The 19,149-nt window shown below is 53.4% G+C and carries 11 protein-coding genes; all 11 read right to left on the minus strand.

The annotated features are described in order from the left end of the window. Nucleotides 1-62: 62 nt before the first annotated feature. The 11 genes from MJ923_RS19040 to MJ923_RS19090 all read right to left on the minus strand — a co-directional run bounded on the left by MJ923_RS19040 (nucleotide 63) and on the right by MJ923_RS19090 (nucleotide 19,107). Nucleotides 63-4,904: an NAD-glutamate dehydrogenase gene (locus tag MJ923_RS19040; protein ID WP_240592447.1), complete on the minus strand. Its 4,842-nt coding sequence runs from the start codon at nucleotides 4,902-4,904 to the stop codon at nucleotides 63-65. Nucleotides 4,905-5,180: 276 nt separating this feature from the next. Next, a complete protein-coding gene (locus MJ923_RS19045; protein ID WP_240592448.1) occupies nucleotides 5,181-7,487 on the minus strand; it encodes an efflux RND transporter permease subunit in 2,307 nt (768 codons plus the stop codon). Between the two features lie 41 nt (nucleotides 7,488-7,528). After that, nucleotides 7,529-8,536: a WD40/YVTN/BNR-like repeat-containing protein gene (locus MJ923_RS19050; protein WP_240592449.1), complete on the minus strand. Its 1,008-nt coding sequence runs from the start codon at nucleotides 8,534-8,536 to the stop codon at nucleotides 7,529-7,531. 64 nt (nucleotides 8,537-8,600) lie between these two features. Continuing rightward, nucleotides 8,601-9,965, minus strand: a complete 1,365-nt coding sequence (locus tag MJ923_RS19055; protein ID WP_240592450.1) for a DUF1329 domain-containing protein — start codon at nucleotides 9,963-9,965, stop codon at nucleotides 8,601-8,603. Nucleotides 9,966-9,977: 12 nt separating this feature from the next. Continuing rightward, nucleotides 9,978-12,050 carry a DUF1302 domain-containing protein gene (locus tag MJ923_RS19060; protein ID WP_240592451.1) on the minus strand — a complete coding sequence of 691 codons (2,073 nt, stop codon included), beginning with the start codon at nucleotides 12,048-12,050 and terminating at the stop codon, nucleotides 9,978-9,980. 310 nt (nucleotides 12,051-12,360) lie between these two features. Next, nucleotides 12,361-12,579: a DUF2835 domain-containing protein gene (locus tag MJ923_RS19065; protein ID WP_126166749.1), complete on the minus strand. Its 219-nt coding sequence runs from the start codon at nucleotides 12,577-12,579 to the stop codon at nucleotides 12,361-12,363. A gap of 60 nt (nucleotides 12,580-12,639) precedes the next feature. Beyond that, the gene (gene pepN, locus MJ923_RS19070; protein WP_240592452.1) at nucleotides 12,640-15,198 is read right to left on the minus strand and encodes an aminopeptidase N; all 2,559 of its coding nucleotides are present in this window, start codon (nucleotides 15,196-15,198) and stop codon (nucleotides 12,640-12,642) included. A gap of 160 nt (nucleotides 15,199-15,358) precedes the next feature. After that, the gene (gene prc / locus MJ923_RS19075) at nucleotides 15,359-17,401 is read right to left on the minus strand and encodes a carboxy terminal-processing peptidase (RefSeq protein WP_240592453.1); all 2,043 of its coding nucleotides are present in this window, start codon (nucleotides 17,399-17,401) and stop codon (nucleotides 15,359-15,361) included. A gap of 29 nt (nucleotides 17,402-17,430) precedes the next feature. Continuing rightward, nucleotides 17,431-18,093: an RNA chaperone ProQ gene (proQ, locus tag MJ923_RS19080; RefSeq protein ID WP_240592454.1), complete on the minus strand. Its 663-nt coding sequence runs from the start codon at nucleotides 18,091-18,093 to the stop codon at nucleotides 17,431-17,433. A 249-nt stretch (nucleotides 18,094-18,342) separates the two neighbouring features. Then, nucleotides 18,343-18,804: a GAF domain-containing protein gene (locus MJ923_RS19085; RefSeq protein ID WP_240592455.1), complete on the minus strand. Its 462-nt coding sequence runs from the start codon at nucleotides 18,802-18,804 to the stop codon at nucleotides 18,343-18,345. Nucleotides 18,805-18,822: 18 nt separating this feature from the next. Further along, nucleotides 18,823-19,107 carry a YebG family protein gene (locus MJ923_RS19090; protein WP_240592456.1) on the minus strand — a complete coding sequence of 95 codons (285 nt, stop codon included), beginning with the start codon at nucleotides 19,105-19,107 and terminating at the stop codon, nucleotides 18,823-18,825. Between the last annotated feature and the right edge of the window lie 42 nt (nucleotides 19,108-19,149).

The raw sequence follows: 19,149 nt of genomic DNA on the forward strand, positions 1-19,149 counted from the left end.
CACTGTGTTTTTAGCCAAAAAAAGCCCCGGCAACTGCCAGGGCTTGATTGGGTGCTATGAGCTTACTGGTGACCTTCGCAGTGGAGGATCAGTAGGTTGAGCTCACGCAGAGCCACCGAGAACTTGGCAAATTCATGGCTTTGCGTTGTCTTGAAGTCAGCCAGCATGTGGAACCAGCGTTCCAGCAGTACCCGGTTAACATCGATCCAGCCTTCGATGATGGCATCGGCGCTGCAGGTTTCGCTGCAGGTACGCAGTACCACAGAACTCAGGGCGCGCTGCTGCCAATCCAGCTCTTCGCGGAAGGCGGCACGGGCCAGAGCCTGCCAGTGGTTGGCCACAGGTTGGGCACTGATCTGCTCGAGGAACCAGTGCAGTTCAACCTTGGCACCCAGCTTGAAGTAAGTCTCGGCAACCAGGGCTACCGGCTTGTTTTCGTTCTGAGCTATCTGGGCAATGTCCAGCGCCGAGAACAGGGTGCTCATGTTAGCCACAACCTTGGCCACATCGGTGTCTACCAGCTCTTTCTCCAACGCCCTTACTTCGGCGCTGATGGCTTCCACTTCTTCGGCCACCATGTACTGGTGAACGTTGGCCTTGAGTTCGTCGAACACCGGCTTGAAGAAGGCAACTGTCTGCTCGATGCTGTTGTTGCGGTTTCTGTGACGCAGGAACCAGCGACAGGCGCGGCGCACGTTACGACGCAACTGATGCAGCATTTCCAGTTGAACCACGGCAGGCACCACGCCATTCTGCGCGCTGATGGCCATGGTAAGCTGAGCCAAACCAAAGACTTCGCGAGCCATAGTGTAGCAAATGGCAACTTCGGCCACTGTGGCACCAGTCTCATCCTGCATACGCTGTACGAAGTTCAGACCCATGTCGTTCACCAGCTCGTTGGCCAGTGATGTCGCGATAATTTCACCGCGCAGTGGGTGGCTGGTCATCTTGTCGGCATAGAGCTCCTGCAGTTTCTGCGGGAAGTAGCTCACCAGCAGTTTGGACAGGAAGCTGTCTTCGGTGATTTCAGCGGTAACCAGTTGCTCTTTCAGCACCATCTTGGCGTAGGCAACCAGTACTGACAGCTCTGGGCGAGTCAGCGGTTTACCGGCAGCCAGACGCTCGGCCAGTTCATCGTCGGTTGGCAGGAATTCCAGCGCGCGATCGAGTTTGCCTTCTTTTTCCAGGTAATGGATAAAGCGAATTTGCTCCTTGAGCTGCTCGGCGCCACGAACCTGAGTCACAGAGATGGTGCGGGTCTGATCTTTACAGTCCTGCAGAACAATCTCGCTCACTTCATCGGTCATCTCCTCGAGCAGGCGGTTACGCTGCTTGAGGGTCATTTCGCCTTCGGCCACCATGGCGTTCAGCAAAATCTTGATGTTCACTTCGTTGTCAGAGCAGTCCACACCACCTACGTTGTCCACGAAGTCGGTGTTCATACGACCGCCGTTCATGGCGTACTCGATACGACCCAGTTGGGTACAACCCAGGTTACCGCCTTCACCGATGATCTTGGCGCGCACATCGCCGCCATTCACACGCAGACCGTCGTTGGCACGATCGCCTACTTCGGCGTTGGTTTCGCGGGAAGACTTAATGTAAGTACCGATACCGCCGTTCCAAATCAGGTCCACTTCCATCTTCAGCAGCTCTTTGATGAGCTCAGTTGGGTTCATGGCCGTCTTGTCAGTACCCAGCATCGCCTGCATTTCAGGGCTCAGGGTGATGGACTTGGCACTGCGCAGGAAGATACCACCGCCCTTGGAGATGAGTTCACGGTTGTAATCATCCCAGCTGGAGCGTGGCAGATCGAACAGGCGCTGACGCTCTTTGAAGGTCGCAGCGGCATCCGGCGTTGGGTCGATAAAGATATGCATGTGGTTGAATGCCGCCACCAGACAGGTGTGCTCCGACAGCAGCATGCCGTTACCGAATACGTCACCGGCCATGTCACCGATACCCAGACAGGTAAAGTCGGTGGTCTGGCAGTCGATACCGATTTCACGGAAGTGACGCTTGACCGATTCCCAACCACCTTTGGCGGTGATACCCATCTTCTTGTGGTCGTAACCGTTTGAACCGCCTGATGCGAACGCATCACCCAGCCAGTGGTTGTACTCAATAGAAATGGCGTTGGCGATGTCTGAGAAGGTGGCCGTGCCTTTGTCGGCTGCCACTACCAGGTAGGCATCGTCTTCATCGTGACGCACTACATCCACAGGCGGTACGATTTCGCCGTTGATGATATTGTCGGTCACATCCAGCAGACCGCGGATAAAGATGCGGTAGCATTCCTGACCTTCGGTGAAGAAGGCTTCACGGCTGCCATCCATTGGAGGCTGCTTGCATACGAAGCCACCCTTGGCACCCACAGGCACAATTACGGTGTTCTTCACGTTCTGGGCTTTTACCAGACCCAGTACTTCGGTACGGAAGTCTTCACGGCGGTCGGACCAACGCAGACCACCACGGGCAACCTTGCCACCACGCAGGTGCACGCCTTCAACCCGTGGGCTGTAGACGAAGATTTCAAAGGCCGGCAGCGGCTTTGGCATCTCAGGGATCATCCGTGGGATGTACTTGAAGGAGATATAATCCTTGCCCTCGCCTGCGGCGTTGGTCTGATAGAAGTTGGTCCGCACAGTGGCGTTAATCAGATCCAGATAACGGCGGATAATGCGGTCATCATCCAGGCTCGCCACATCTTCCAGACGCAGGTTCAGCTGCTCCTGGAACTTGGTCAGGGTACGGGTCTTCAGTTTTGGATTGAACTTGCGGATGAACATTTTCACCAGCAAATCGGCAATTTCAGGATAACGGGCAAAGGTTTGCTCGATATACGCCTGGCTGAAGGTGGCATCAATCTGACGCATGTACTTGGCATAGGCGCGCAGGATAGACACTTCGCGGCCGGCCAGACCGGTAGACAGTACCAGACGGTTAAAGCCGTCATCTTCCAGCTTCTTGTTCCACACCTGGGCCAGTGCAGTCTGGAATCTGTCCTGACTGTCGGCGAGGTTTTCGGTGTTGCCACCGGTCACCATCATCAGGAAGTCGAGGATCCAGAAGGTGGCGCCGTCTGGCGTTTTCACTTCGTATGGACGCTCGTTAATCACCCGCAGACCGAAGTTTTCCAGCATCGGCAGTACGTCAGACAGGTGGATTGGCTCGTCTTTGTGGAACAGCTTCAGGCGTACCTTGTTGCTGTTGATGGCCGCTTCCTGTGGCTGATAGAACAGCATGCCAAGCTTGTGTTCTTCGTCCAGGGCTTCGAGCTGCTGTATATCCACCACAGCGGCGTTTGGCAACACGTCTTCTTTGTAAGAACGTGAGAACGCAGTCAGGTAACGCTTGGACAAGCGGTTGCCCTGCTCTTCGCCCATGGAATGGTTCAGCGAGGTATACAGCTTGTCTTCCCAGCTGCGGGCGGCTTCAATCAGGTTGTTTTCAATGGCGGCCACATCTACATCCATATTATTGTTATCAACTTTCACTATGTAGTGGGTTCTGGCCAGAATGGACTCAGAGAAGTAAGTGGTAAATTCCACTTCTTCCTTGCTCTGGAAGTGCTGCGCCAGAATGCGCTGCGTGTCCTGACGCAGCTTGGTGTTGTATCTGTCTTTGGAGACATACACGAGACAGGACAGGAAGCGGCCGAAACCGTCTTTGCGAACAAACAGCTTGAGCTTGTCGCGATCCTGCATTTCGAGCACGCCATGGGCCACGTGGGCCAGCTCTTGCTCGCTCGCCTGGATGATTTCATCCCGCGGCAGGTTTTCAAGAATGTTTACCAGCGCCTTATAGTCGTGCGACTTGGGCACCAGGCCGGAGTTATCCAGCACACGCTGCACCTTCTGCGCCAGCAGCGGGATTTCACGTGGGCTGCGGTTGTAAAGGTTTGAGGCGTACAGACCGATGAATCTGTCTTCACCGACCACATTACCCTTCTTGTCGAAGCGCTTGATGCCGATGTAATCGACATAGGCCGGACGGTGCACGCGGCTCTTGGTGCTGCTCTTGGTCAGGATCAGCAGCGAGTCGTCCAGGGCTTCTTTACGGGCGTTGTCTGACAGGGTGGAGAGCATCAGGCCTTCGACCTTGTGCTTGCCGGGGCGGTTCATCAGACCCAAACCGGATTCGAGGTTTGGCACCAGCTCCATGTCACCTTCCACGCGCTTAAGGTCGTATTGACGATAGCCAAGCAGCGTAAAGTGGTGGTTATTCAGGTAGGTCAGGAAGGCGACGGCTTCATCAAGCTCTTCCTTGGTACCCGGGAATGGACGCTTTGGCAGCTCTTCGATGGTTGAGCGCAGTTTGGCAGACATGGTTTGCCAATCGTTCACCGCAGCGCTCACATCAGACAGCACCGACTGGATTTCGCCCAGCAGGGTTTTCAAATCGGCCTCAGAGCTCTGACGGTCGATTTCAATCAGGAATACGGCAACCTTGTCGGCATCATCCGGGCTGTCTTTAACAAAGCCAACGCTGTCGATGCCTTTGTCGCTGCGACCAATCGCCAGTGGCGTGTGCAGCATCATGTGAGTGGTAACACCCAGACGATTCAGCGCCATACCGAGGGAGTCGGTCAAAAATGGCATATCGGTCTGGATCACTTCGATGATGGTGTGCGACGACTGCCAACCGTGTTTGGACTGAGTCGGGTTGTACACGCGAACATGGCTTTCGCCGGTGTTGGTCTTGCCAAGGGCATTCCACAGACTCAGCACGGCACCGTAGAGGTCGCTGTCGGTGCGGGCGTGGAGGTCGTCTTTAGACATGTGGGCATAGAGACAGGAGGCAAACTGTTCGACTTGTTTTGCTTGTGAATTGGGGACTTTGGAATGGATCAAACTGACTACGTTTTCGAGCAGTACTGAAGGCATTGCATCTTTCAAGGCCATGTTGCTGTTTCCTTAAGCGTCTATGGCAGCGCTTTATTCATTTTATGGATGCTTCCGACGTATGACCCCGGGCGAAAAATTGTGACCAAGGTCATGGCGCGCAGTTTATTACTAAACCATGCGATTTTCGAGGAAAATTTTAGTGGTAGATCCTGTAGAAATCCAGTAATGGCGGGACTTTAACGGAATGTTAAGAACAAGGATTCACATCAAAAGAGTAACTATGCAGTCTGCTGTTTAAAACAATTGGGGAGCAAAGCTCCCCAAATTCACGGTTTATCGGCGCTTGGGCCAGAACAATGCCGTCAGTGCCGGCAGAATAATAATGGCCCCGAGCATATTTACCAGGAACATGAAAGTCAGCAAAATTCCCATATCCATCTGGAATTTAAGTGCCGAGAAGAACCAGGTACTCACCCCAATCGCCAGGGTCAGACCAGTGAAGATCACCGCACTACCCCGCTCCTGCAACGCCTCCAGATAAGCCTGCTGTACTGCCATGCCATCACGCAGTTTTACCGCCATGGTGGACAGAATATAAATGCCATAGTCCACACCAATCCCCACACCGAGGGCAATCACCGGCAAGGTACTGACCGCAAGCCCAATTTCCAGCTTGGTCATCAGGGCCTGCGCCAGAGTAGAAACCACATACAGCGGCAAAATTACCGCTATGGTGGCGCGAATGGAGCGGAAACTGATAAGACACAGCACAAACACAGCGCCATAGACATACAGCATCATTGGCGTTTGTGCCTCTGCCACCGCTTCGTTGGTGGCCGCCATTACGCCCACCGGGCCTGAGGCCAGCTTAAACTGGATTTTATCGGTATCCAGCTCAGCCGACACAGCCTTCACCTTGGCAACAACCGCTTCAATGGTTTCGGCCTTGTGATCCTTAAGGAACAGATACACAGGCATCACAGAGCAGTCACCGTTCAAAAGCCCCGACGTGGTTGGAATTTGCCCCACAGCCTGCACCAGACTTGAAGTGTTGCGCGGCAGCACTTCCCACTTGGGGTTACCTTCGTTAAAACCGGCGTTAACCTTGCGGGCAATGGACGCCAGGCTGGCGGTGGACTCCACACCCGGGGTATTACCCACCTGCCATTCAAACTCACTGATGCGCTCAAGGGCATCGTGGTAAGTACAGGCTTCCGGGTAGGCCTCAGTGATAATGGTCATCACGTCGGTGGTAATACTGAAATGGTCGGTGATAAAGAAGGTGTCCTGATTGTAACGGCTGTCGGCATGGAGTGCCGGCGCCCCGCCCTGCAAGTCACCAATCTTCATCTCACTGGCGCCCTTTAGCCCCAGCATGTACACCCCGGCAGTGGCAAGCAGTACCACTACAGCAACGCGGATATCGGCAAAGCGTGAGAATGGCTGCCAGAATGCCTTGGCACGCTCGGCGCGGCCACTGTCTTCCTTGGCTTTGATATCAAAGAAGGAAATCACCACCGGCAGCAAAATAAGGTTGGTAAAGATAATTACTGCCACACCCAGCGACGCCGAAATCGCCAGCTCGCGGATGATGCCGATATCAATGGCAAGCAGAGTAATAAAACCGACAGTATCGGACAGCAGCGCCACGCCACCTGGCACCAGCAGACTGCGAAAGGCCGATGCGGCTGCGGCCTTGGTTTGCTGGCCATCTAGCACCCGTTGGCGCACCGCATTGATGATTTGCACCCCGTGGCTTACGCCGATGGCAAACACCAAAAACGGCACCAGAATCGACATGGGATCGAGCCCAAACCCGACAACGGTCAGCAAGCCAAGCTGCCAAACCACCGCCATCAAACTGCACGCCAGCGGCAGCAAGGTAAGCACAACAGAGCGGCTGAACAGGAACACCATCACCGCGGTAATAGCAATGGCAATCAGGAAAAACAGCACCACGCCTTTGGCGCCATCGGCCACATCACCGGCCATTTTGGCAAAGCCGATGATATGTACCTTAATGGTATCGGTTTCAAACTTGCCCCTGAGCTCACTCTCAAGCTTGGCCGCAAGCGCAATGGTATCCAGCGGTTCGCCGGTTTGCGGGTCAAAGTCCATCAGCTGTGCCGACACCATGGCAGCACTGTAATCTTCGGCAATCAGGCGTCCGACAATACCGGCTTTCTCGATATTATCGCGCACCACCGCAAGGCCCATCGTATCGTTCACGTAATCGGCGGGGATCACCGGGCCGCCGGCAAAGCCATCCTCCACCACTTCGGTAAAGCGGGTTGACGGCGAAAACAGCGATTTCACCTGTGAGCGGTCGACTCCGGGTATAAAGAACAGCTGATCGTGCACGTTCTTCAGGGCATCAAAAAACACCGGATTGAAGATATTGCCGCTGGTGTCTTCCACCGCCACCATGATGGAGTTGGCGCCGCCAAAATCCTTCTGGTGCTTGAGGTAGGTTTGCATGTAACTGTGGTTGAGCGGAATGTTCTTAACGAAAGCCGCATCCATTTTCAGCTGGCTTGCCTGATAGCCAAGGAAGGCCGTCAGCAGCACAAAAAGGCTTATCACCCAGCCACGGTGACGAAAAAGAAAGCTTTCAAAGCCGTTGACCAGTTTTTCCAACATCGCTTAGGTCCTGTTTTTATCGTTATAAAAGCGTAAACGGATCATTTTCCGAGGGCACTGCTGAGGGCAAATACCCCCTTGGCACCGACCAGCCAGACTTCACCCTGGTTGTCCTGGGCGGCGGCGACAATGTTTTCGCCCTGGCGGCGGGCAATCAGCTTGATATCACTGCCGGATTTTTGCAGTACCACGCCAGCATTGCCAACAAAGTAGAGGGTGCCGTCATTGCGGGCAAGTCCGCCATTGATGCTGGACTCCACCGGCAAGGATTCCTGCTGCCAGTCATCCAAAGCCAGTCCACTGCTGAACACGTGCCCGCGAAGCCCCATCACATAAACGGAATCGCCGTTTTGCATCGCGGAAAACATCGAGCCTTCGTAATCGAAAGGCAAGCGGTTAAAGCTCGCGCCGCCATCGTCGGAGACTGACACCAGCCCGAGCTCGCCCACCATCAGCAACCGGCCATCTTCAAGCTTAATCAAACGGTTAAAATGCGGCAGCAAGGATGCCTTTTCGATGGCATAGGCGTCAGGATCGGTTTCTTTCAGCTCATTCAAATAGGTTTTGTCTTCATCAAACAGCAGTTCTTCGTGAAACACGTCCTGCCAGCTCTTGCCGCCATCGCGGGTTTGATAAAAAAGTCCGTAGGCGCCAATGGCAAAACCTTCGGACTCATTGATAAAGAGTACGTCCATAAAGGGACGCTCAAGCTCGGGAGCAGAAAATTGCAGCTCCCAGGTTTTACCGCCATCGCGGGTGTGAATAATGGTGGCGTCGTGGCCCACCGCCCAACCGAGGTTATCGTTCACAAAGAACACCTTGGTCAGCTGTGCGCGGGTTGGGGTTTCCACCTGCTGCCAGCTGCCATTGCCCAGAAGCACGTGGCCGCGCTCCCCTACTGCGACCATGTGATCACCGGCGCGGCCGATGTCCAGCAGCAGGCTCTTGACGGCATTGGGCTGCAATTGATGGGAAACAGGTGACTGTGCCATAGCACCGGTCATGGCCAGAGAAAGAAGCGAAAGGGGCAACAGGGTTCGCAGCAACATAAAAACGTCCTAATGCTGAAAAATCGGGGCGCCAGAAGCGCCCCTTGTCTCGGGTAGACCGGAATTAACGCACACCCTCGCGGCGCAGCGCGTCTGGGGTAAAGTCGGAGGCAGACAACTTGGCGTCGAAGTTGTACATGCTACCTTCGTTATCCAGACCTATGGCCAGATAGCGGCGGGATTGCAGGTCGTGGAACACTTCCAGCGTACTCCAGTGGGTTGGCACTTCGTAGTAGTTCAGACCGTGGGCAAAAGCAACGCGATACAGCTCGTCACGGTTGTCGTACATATCGGTGGCCGACACCTGCCAGGAGTCCTCATCCAGATAGAACACGCGGGTCTTGTAGATGTGACGCATGCCTTCTTTGAGGGTGGCTTTCACTTCCCAAACGCGGTGCTTTTCCCAGCGGACCAGATCAGGGTTGATATGACCAGGCGTCAAAATCTGATCGTATTTCACCTTATCTGAGTGCAACTTATAGTCGTTGTACGGAATAAGGATCTCTTTCTTGCCGACCAGTTCCCAGTTGTAGCGGCTGGGTGAGCCGTTGAACATATCGTAGTCGTCGGTGGTACGCAGACCATCGGATACAGTACCTGGGGTATCGAAGGCAACATTAGGCGCTTTACGTACGCGGCGCTGACCTGTGTTGTAGGTCCAGGCCTGACGTGGCAGAGCTTCCTGATCCACAGTCTCTTTTACGAGCAGCGCGGTTCCGGCCAAACGTGCAGGCTGGGTAACAACCTGTTTGAAAAGCGCAAGAGTGTTGTTTTCTTTAAGCTTTTCAGGTGTCATTTCTGGCTGCGAGTATTCGAAACGCAGCTGCTCAGACAATTCAACCAGGGTATAGCCGCCGCCCTTGGCAGGAGCAGCCTGGTTACGCTGGGTCTCGATGTCCACACCGCGAAAACGCAGTACGTGGTTCCAGATGGCTTCCAGGCCGTTTTGCGGGATTGGGAACGGAATGCCCACGGCAGCGCCAATTACACCGTTACCGCCCTGTACCAGTTCAGCACGGCTGGCGTTGGCCTTGGTGGCATCGTAAACCCACTGCGGCGCAGAGGCGCTGCGGCGGGTCTGATACACGTTCATCTTGAAGGTATCGGGATACAGTTCAAACATCTTGATTTGACCAGGGGTCAACAGGCTCTTGTACTGCTCCAGATTGGCCTTGGTCACTGTGTATTCGATTTTGTCACCGGCAAAGGGATCTGGATGGTGGTCGCCCTTCTTGTAACCGGCTGGTGCGGCGGTAATGCCGCCATTCCAGGCAGGAATGGAACCATCAGCACTGGCAGTCATTTCACCGCCAAGTGGCGTCAGACTGGTGCCCAATTTTGCCGCATCGGCCTCGGAGACTTTCGCCATAGCAGCGCCGCTGCCCAAGGCAAACATGACCGCTGCAGACAATATCGCAAGTTTCTTCATTGTTATTGTCCTTTAGATAGAATACTTGATATTGAACGATACATAATCGCGATCGTTCATGGCGTTGGTGGTACCTACCCCACCGAAAAAGCTGCTGTAGGACAAATCGGCGCCCCAGCGGCTCTGGTAATCAAAGTTAATGCCAAAGGCCACTGACTTGCGTCCCTCAGTGAAGAGGAACAGTGGATCAGGAGTAATACCGTCCACGTCGTGTGACCAAATAACCCGTGGCGACACGTTGATCCCGGCAAACAGGTTGTTGTAATCGGCCTTGGCCACCAAACGGTAACCCCAGGCGAAGTCGGTTGGGAATGGGTTGGTTTCAGGGCCATTGTGCAGAATTTGAATAATGGCTTCGTAACCTTCCTTACCACCACTGCGAGCAGTACCCGGACCGTTGAGACGCAGCTCATCGTGCTCAGGCATGTCGTGGATCCAGATGCCGCCTACTTCCGCCAGCATGGTCAGGTTATCGGTACCCAAAGTTGGGCCAAACAGGTGGGTCAGTGTGAACTGCGCCTGGGTGGTATCCACGCGGATAAAGCCTTCGGCGTAATCACCTGGCTCGACGTTTTTGCCAAAGTACGAAGTATACTGTGACAGGCCATCCAAGTAGCTGTAATCACCACCTACAACGTCAGAGTTGGCAAGCTGCTGCGGCATGGCGGCAAACAGTAATTCCACGTCATCAATCTGCAGCGGCTCATCCTGACGGTGGGCAATTTCACCGGCAACCGAGGTTTCGCCCACTGTGGTGTTAAAGCTGAAGCCGTACAGCTGAATATCTTCCGGATACACAATCTGCGCTTTGGAGAAGCTCTCAAGGCCCAGCAGCAGGTCGCGATCGATATTACCGGCGTTCATGCCCACTGTAGCCATGTCGGTCAGCAGTGGCACCACATCAAAGTTGGCAGCAGTACCGCTGATGAGCGGACGGCGGCTGTGGTAATTCATGTAGTAAAGACCAAACTCGGTATCACCCAGCTCTGGTGAATAGTAGCTGAGCTTGACGCCGTACTGACCATCGTCGCTCGCCTCGGCCTCATCTTCAACCAGGGTTACCTTGGTTGGATAAGCCAGTGCCGCACGAACCAGAGCCGCAGTGTCGTTGGCGAAGGCGCCGCCGCGGATCATCTGTGCCAGACGCTCGTACTCGGCCTGAACGAAATCAAGGTTGATATCAGGGTTGGAGTTAAAGCCCAGCTGGGCATTTTGCTGATAACCGCCGTAACCGGCAAAGTCATTGGTGGCAAAAATGGAGCCCGGCGTCGGTACCCAAATGGGTTCCCAATCGTATTGATAGAAGGCTTCGACGCTCAGGTTTTCATTGATACCGAACGATGCCCATACCATACCCTGTGGGCGGAAGGCTTCTTTCAGCTCAGCGCCTGGGGCATTGAGGATGTTCAGGTCAACCGGGTTGATAACACCGATACCGTGGGCAATAAGGGTACTTTCGCCCCAGGACACCACCTGATCACCCACGCGAATTGACAGTGGGTTCTGGCCATCGTTGAAATCGAAGTTGGCGTATACGAAGGCATCCAGCAGGCGGATATCCTTACATTGCACTTCTTTGGCCTGCTTGTCGGCGCAGGGATCAAACTCTTTGCCGGTGATAGGGTCGGAATAACCAAAGCTGCCATCATTGAGTTTGCGGTCGTAGAAGTACATACCACGGGCAAACAGACCGAAGTTTTCATACTTCAGCGACAGTTCGTGCAGGCCTTTGAAAATTTCGGACGTGGTATCGCCCTGAGAATACAGCAGGTTACTTAAGTCGTTGTTGCTTGAGTACGAACCAGGCTGAGCCCAAATCTCGGCCGAGGTGTACTTGGTGTTTCCAAACGCAGAATAATTGGACCAATCGAATCTGGGGTGGTTTACCTTACCGATTTGGTCGTTCCAGTCGCGCTTATCCACACGCCAACTGGCACCCAGGGTAAAGGTAGAGTCAAACGAGCCCTTCACATCGCCCCAGTCAAATGACACCGCCTGAGCATTGGGCAGTATTCCCATACTCAGGGCTGACGCTACCCCCAAAGCAAGCGCCGTCTTGTTAAAACCCTTTTTAACAATCTTCATGTTAGCTTCTCTCCGTAACCTGCTGGATTCTTTTTTATAGGTATTGCAACCAACACTTGGTTAGCCTACAGGTAACACCATTGTTACAGCAATTACATCGCCACGGCAAGGCGAGAGCGGAGAAAATTTTCCAAAGAATTGAGCACTTAGCAGTCATTTCGACCTTGAGCGCAGGGGTGAAATTTGAATTTATTTTGCGTGTCGGCGAATTCAACGACAACTGGTAGGATTAGTCAGCTTTTTTCAATAGCTTATAAATTTGCAAAATCGGTAAATAAGCCAAATCAAATCAATCAAACGTTTAAAGTTATTACTCTAATTTATTCAGCGATACAAAATTACCGCTTTTATCCAACTCGAGCCGAAAGAGTCCGTTAACCCCTTCCCTTGTAACAAATGGCCTGAAGTGCCGTCCATTGATCCAAAGCACCCTGCCCTGAAGATCCCTGACTTCAACCATTGTTGCAGCCCCTTGATAGTAGGGCAGAAAATCATCATAGCTAACGCGAAGTTTAAAGAAAAGTTCCAACGACCTGAACTCCGAAACCACAAAAAGCCGGACGGCAAAGTTACCGTCCGGCAACCGGTATTAATGTGCCAGCGCGCGGGACACTTTTTCAAACAAGTCCCGTGACAACTCAGGCATTGCCAACAATTCGTTCAAACAGGCCTTCATCTTTTGCTTACGGCCTTCATCGAACTTTCCAAACTGAATCAGCGGCGTGATGATCCGCGCGGCCACCTGAGGATTCACCCCATTGAGCTGCTTGAGATAACGGGTCAACAGCAAATATCCCTCGCCATCTTCGCGGTGAAACTGCACCGGATTATTGGCAGCAAAACAGCCAATCAAAGAGCGAACCCGGTTGGGATTATTCAGGCTGAACGCCTTATGATTCACCAGCGCATCGATACGGCCAAGAACGGCATCATCCTGACAGCTGGCCTGCAACATAAACCACTTGTCCATCACCAGTGGCGTATCCACCCAGCGCGCCTCAAAGCGTGCAAGCAAACTGTCGAGGCAATCGAGCTCCCCTGCCATGGCGGCGCCGAGGGCAGCCAGCGAGTCTGTCATGTTATTGCTGTCATTGAACTGAGACTCGACCATTTCTTCCGGGCACAAACCGCCGCGGGCAAGTAGCGTGAGGCAGGCATTTTTAAGGGCTCGAGCCGGAGCTGAGTCAACCTTTTGAAGCTCGCGATAACGCACCAGCAGTTCATCTTCGAGATTGGCTGACAACTCTTCCAACACAAAGGTACGGGCGGAAACCAGGGCATCGAAGTTCACGCTGTCGACCTGCTCAATCAAGGCATTGATTGACGGAATATTGAGAATTTCTGCGGCAAGTTCGGTATCAAGTTCAGCATCGAGCAGCACAGCGCGGAAGGCATCGGCAACCCGGGTATCGAGCGCCATATCACCGCCATCAAGGAGTACATTCACGTTATCCCAAATAGCACGGCTGATAAGGCTTACCGAGGCTTCCCAGCGGGCCACTTCAGCGCTTGCGTGGCGCATCAGACTGATAAGCTGCGCGGTAGTAAAGTCATACTCAAGCTTCACCGGCGCTGAGAAATTTTGCAGCAGCGACGGCACAGGCCTGGCGCTTAAGCCCTCAAACACAAATTCGTTGCGGGCCTCTTTAACATCAAGCACCTTATTGACAATCGATGTGCCATCATCGCCAAGCAGCTCCACATCAAAGGGAATATGCATCGGCTTGGCATCGTCACCGGCCTGTGGCGGCAATTGCTGCAAAACCACCAGGCGATATTCACCGCTCGCGGCATCAAAGCAGTCAGAGACCTTGAGCGTGGGCGTGCCAGCCTGGTTATACCACAGACGGAACTGGCTCAAATCGACACCACTGGCGTCTTCCATTGCCGCGACAAAGTCGTCGCAGGTCACCGCCTGACCATCGTGGCGCTCGAAATAGCGCTTCATCCCCGCCTGAAAGCCGGCTTCACCCAGCAAGGTGTGCATCATGCGAATAACTTCGGCACCCTTGTTGTATACGGTTACCGTGTAGAAGTTATTCATCTCAATCACGCTTTGCGGACGAATTGGGTGGGCCATTGGGCCGGAGTCTTCTGCAAATTGCTGATTTTTTATGACTTTAATGGCCTGAATACGATTCACCGCACGGGAGCCCACGTCGGAGCTGAATTCCTGATCGCGAAACACGGTCAGCCCTTCTTTAAGACTCAGCTGGAACCAGTCACGACATGTCACACGATTACCGGTCCAGTTGTGGAAGTATTCGTGGCCCACCACAGACTCAATACCGTGGAAATCATCGTCGGTGGCGCTTTCAGTATCGGCAAGCACGTACTTGGTGTTAAAGATGTTCAGGCCCTTGTTTTCCATCGCGCCCATGTTGAAGAAGTCGACTGCAACTATCATGTAGATGTCGAGGTCGTACTCCAGCCCAAAACGGCTTTCGTCCCAGGCCATGGATTTTTTAAGGCTGGCCATCGCATGATGCGCCTTGTGCAAGTTACCTTTATCAACAAAGACTTCCAGCGCTACATTGCGACCACTCTGGGTCACAAAGCTGTCCTGCAGCAAGTCAAAATCACCTGCAACCAGGGCGAAAAGGTAACTTGGTTTCGGGAAGGGGTCTTCCCACACCACATAATGGCGGTCGCCATCCAGCTCCCCGGCTTCGACCTTGTTCCCGTTACTCAACAGGTAGGGAAAACCGGCCTTGGGGGCATCGATACGTACCCGATATTTGGCGAGTACATCCGGGCGGTCAAGGAAATAGGTAATACGGCGAAAGCCTTCGGCTTCACACTGGGTGCAGTATGCACCATCAGACATGTACAGACCTTCAAGGCTGGTGTTGCCAACCGGATCGAGCAGGGTCTCAATTTCCAATATAAAGCTATCGGGCACCGAGTCGAGCTTAAGCTGGCCTGGCAGCACATCAAACTGCGCATCCTGGCCGTCTACTTTTACTGACATCAGCTTAAAGCCTTCGCCATCGAGCAGCAGCGGCTCCCCTTCCCGGCAACGTCTGACCTGACTTGTGGCAACGACACGGGTAGTGGACGGCGCAAGGGAAACATTCAGCTGCAACTCGTCAATGGTAAATGCCGGAGCAAGGTAGTCTTTTAAATGCTTTGCCTGAAGATCTGACATAAAAAATTCCTGTGTTCTTTGGCCACTGCCTTCCGCCCAAAGCTGGGCGCTGTAAGCCATCAATTAGCTGTTGCATGGCCATCTCAATCCAGAGGGAAATGGCGCCAAGTTGTTGTTAAAAAAAACGCGCCGAAGCGCGTTTTTATTGGGTATTTGCCGCTCAGCGCTGGTTTTTGGCCAGCTTACCGGCGTCAACCAGATCCAGCGTAATAAAGGCTGTTTCGTCTAAGAAGGGATCCGGTGCATCCAGCTCTTTATCGATATCATCGAGGCTGGCGACCTTGTCCAAACCGGCACGCAGTCTGCGGTCGTTAGTGCGATCCAGTTGTTTCTTGTCGTCGGCTTCGCGCTCGGCAACCCGCTCGCTTTCAACCAAAGAAACTGACTTCTCTTTGTGATGCTGCTTGTACTCTTCGATATCCTGATAGATATACCCGAATTCCACATCTTTCTTGATGCGCTGCTGATGCCTTGCATCCAACTCAGCCACCAGAGGCAATGAAATTTCAGCAACTGTGTTGTACTGGGCAACAGGCACCTTATCCCAAGGCAGTGCGTTATCTTCTTCCGCCTCGCCATATTCACCCGGCTCAAGGGCGCTTGGGAAAGGAATATCCGGGGTCACACCTTTAAGCTGAGTACTGCCGCCATTGATGCGGTAGAACTTCTGAATAGTGTACTGCACATGACCAACGGGCTTTTCGTACAGATCGTAGATGCGGGCCAGACCCTTGTGCTGCTGCACAGTACCTTTACCGAAAGTGGATTCACCAACAATCAGTGCTCGCTGATAGTCCTGCAAAGCCGCGGCGAAAATTTCAGACGCTGATGCACTGTAGCGGTCAACCATCACGGTCAGTGGACCTGAGTAGGTCACCTTGCCGTCGTTGTCTCTGTGCTGGGATACTTTGCCATTGGCATCACGAACCTGCACCACTGGGCCCATGTCGATAAAGAGCCCCGTAAGCAACACAGCTTCGGTCAAAGCGCCACCGCCATTGCCACGCAGGTCGATTATCACCCCTTCTACCTTGGCCTCTTTCAGGGCTTGCAGCTCTTTGGCCACGTCCTGGGACAGGTTCATGTAGAAACCGGGGATTTGGATTACGCCGACTTTGCGATTGGCGTACTGGCCTTCGGTTGGCTCAACAACTTTCGACGTCGCAGCGCGGTCTTCCAGGCGGATTTTGTCACGCACCAGAGTCACTTCCATCGGCTTGGCGTTGGATCCGCCCTTTTTGGGCAAAATTTGCAGTGTGACCTTGCTGCCTTTGGGGCCTTTGATAAGGTCGACAACATCATCAAGGCGCCAACCGATAACGTCCACCACAGAGCCACCTTCCTGACCTACACCAATGATGCGATCTTCAGGGGATAGCTTTTCGCTGCTGGCCGCAGGGCCACCGGCCACCATGCTTTTGATAACGGTATAGTCATCGTCCATCTGCAGCACAGCACCAATGCCTTCGAGGCTTAGATTCATTTCCATTTGGAAACGCTCGGCGTTGCGTGGAGACAGATAGCTGGTGTGCGGCTCAATGCTGCGGGAAAACGCATTCATTACGCTTTGGAAGACGTCTTCACTCTGGGTTTGACCAAGGCGTTTAATGGCGTTGTTGTAGCGCTTTTGCAGCACTTCAACGATTTCGGGCCAGGTTTTGCCGGTGAGTTTCAGGTTCAGCGCGTCATACTTGACCCGCTGACGCCACAGCTCATGCACTTCGGCTTCATCTTTCGCCCAAGGCGCATCTTCGCGATCGTAGGCGTATTTATCGCCGGCTACGCTGAAGTCCATCTCTTTGTCGAGCAAAGACAAGGCATATGCAAAACCTTCGTAGCGACGCTTCTGCGCCAGATCGAACATGGCGTAGGCCGCGGTCAGATCGCCAGACTTCAGCATGTCATCGAACTGATGACGATATTTCTCGAAATCAGCCACATCGGCTTGGGTCAGCACATTGCGGCGATAGTCAAGTTGCTTTAAGAAACGATCGAAAATTTGCTCAGAGAAGCCATCATCCAGACTGAATCTGTGATAATGCGAGCGGGTAAAGAGATCCGCTACCCGCTTGGAGGCCACTTTGTGTTGTGGCTCCTGCACCAAGGAAGGCAGCTCATCGATTTGAATGGCAGGGGCTAACGCCCACGCAGAGGACCCCATCAGGATCCCCGCTACGGATACCGCCAGAGAAAGTTTTCGCACCAACAAGCTACTCCTTAAACTTCAATGAATTACAGCAGTATATAATCGGCGCTGACTTTAACTGTCAAGCCGGAATCCAGCTGTACGTGAACATCTCCTTTGTTGATATCCACGATAGACCCGGCTACTGGGGATTGGCCGAGTTTTACATTAACACGTTGTGACACTTTAAGTTCTTCCAGCTTGGCTGGAACCAGGTTCACAGCGACTGGTTGTGCCTTGGGTGCACCGCGGCCTGGCTTGTCTTTCGCAGCAGGCTTGGCAGCACGGCGTGGCTGAGCGTCTGGCTTGCGCTTGGGTTTGCGCTGTGCCTTGTCGGCGGTCTCGCCTTCAGCCTTGCTGCGCTCGGCGCGCTTGGCTTTGGCCTTGTCCTGACTTTCTTTCAGTGTAGCCTGTGCGTGGTCAATGTGTTCCTGCTCAAGCTCACCACAGGGGTTGCCGTCCAAATCGACGCGAACCGCACCGGCCTTGATGCACTTCAGGTAACGCCAGCTGCTGGTGTAGCGGCGCAGGGCCACTCGCAGCTGAGTCTTACTGACCTTAGAATCATCAGCCAACCTTTCAGCCAAATCTTGAAACAATCCGATCTTCAGTGGCTTGGCTTCCCCCTCGGCCACGAAGCACAAAGGAAAGGTTTCATATAAATACGCGAGAATCGCGTTGGTGTCGGTCAACTTTTCTGTTGATTCCATCTTTACTTCCACAGTTACTAGGTATGTCTGTCCTGCTTGCAAGCACTTGCAGAACATAGGTTATTCTTGATTGTCAGCCTCATTGGCCAACACACAAATTAGCATCTTCCGAGCGCATGCCAAAGCGTTAATAACCATTGTTAACAATTTTTATCATTCGCCGGGTATCTGCCTCAGGCGCACGCGCAAGCAGCCTATTATAGTGACCGCTTGGGCGATTGCGACTGGCATTTAGCGAAAACTGGCGACTTATTGACCGAACAAGGCCTTTTCGAAGGTACGAACCAGCGCTTCCAGGCCAGTTTGATCGGCTTCATCGAAGCGATCAAAGCTTGGACTGTCAATATCCAGCACAGCAATCACCTCGCCATTACGGCGCACAGGTACCACGATTTCGGAGTTGGACGCCGAGTCACAGGCAATGTGGCCGTCAAACTGATGCACATCGGCAATGCGCTGGGTGGTATCGGTGGCAGCGGCGGTGCCGCATACGCCTTTACCCCAGGGGATCCGCGTGCAGGCAACTTTGCCCTGGAATGGGCCAAGCACCAGAACCTGCTCCCGGCGCACATAAAAGCCCACCCAGTTCAGAGAGTCCAGATGTTCATTTAACAGTGCCGAGAAGTTGGCCATGGCAGCGACCATGTCGTCTTCCCCTGCCAGCAACGCCTCTGCCTGGCGGTTTAAAGTGTCGTAAAACGCGTGTTTCATGCTGTTTCCTGCAACCTGTTATTCTGCGTCTGCCTTTTTAGCAGCTTTTTTGGGTTGGACCGCTGGCTTTAGTGGCGCAGCGCCCTTGAGCAGCGATGATAAATCATCTTTGTTGGTCGCAAAATAGAACGCCAGTTTTTCGGTAGTCGCTTCATCCAGACCGCAGTCGGCATTGCTGATGAAAGGAATAAGGCTGTCAGCGATATCCAGCATCTTGTCGTAGGCATCAGCCTCCTTTTTCGATGTAAATGTCATCTTTTCAACCCCATCTCTGACCACCACATACTGTGTGATTACCGCCATGATAGCCCTCGCACTGTTTATTTATACAGTGATGAAGTGTCA

This window comes from Shewanella zhuhaiensis (genome assembly GCF_022484835.1).
Classification (GTDB): Bacteria; Pseudomonadota; Gammaproteobacteria; order Enterobacterales; family Shewanellaceae; genus Shewanella; species Shewanella khirikhana.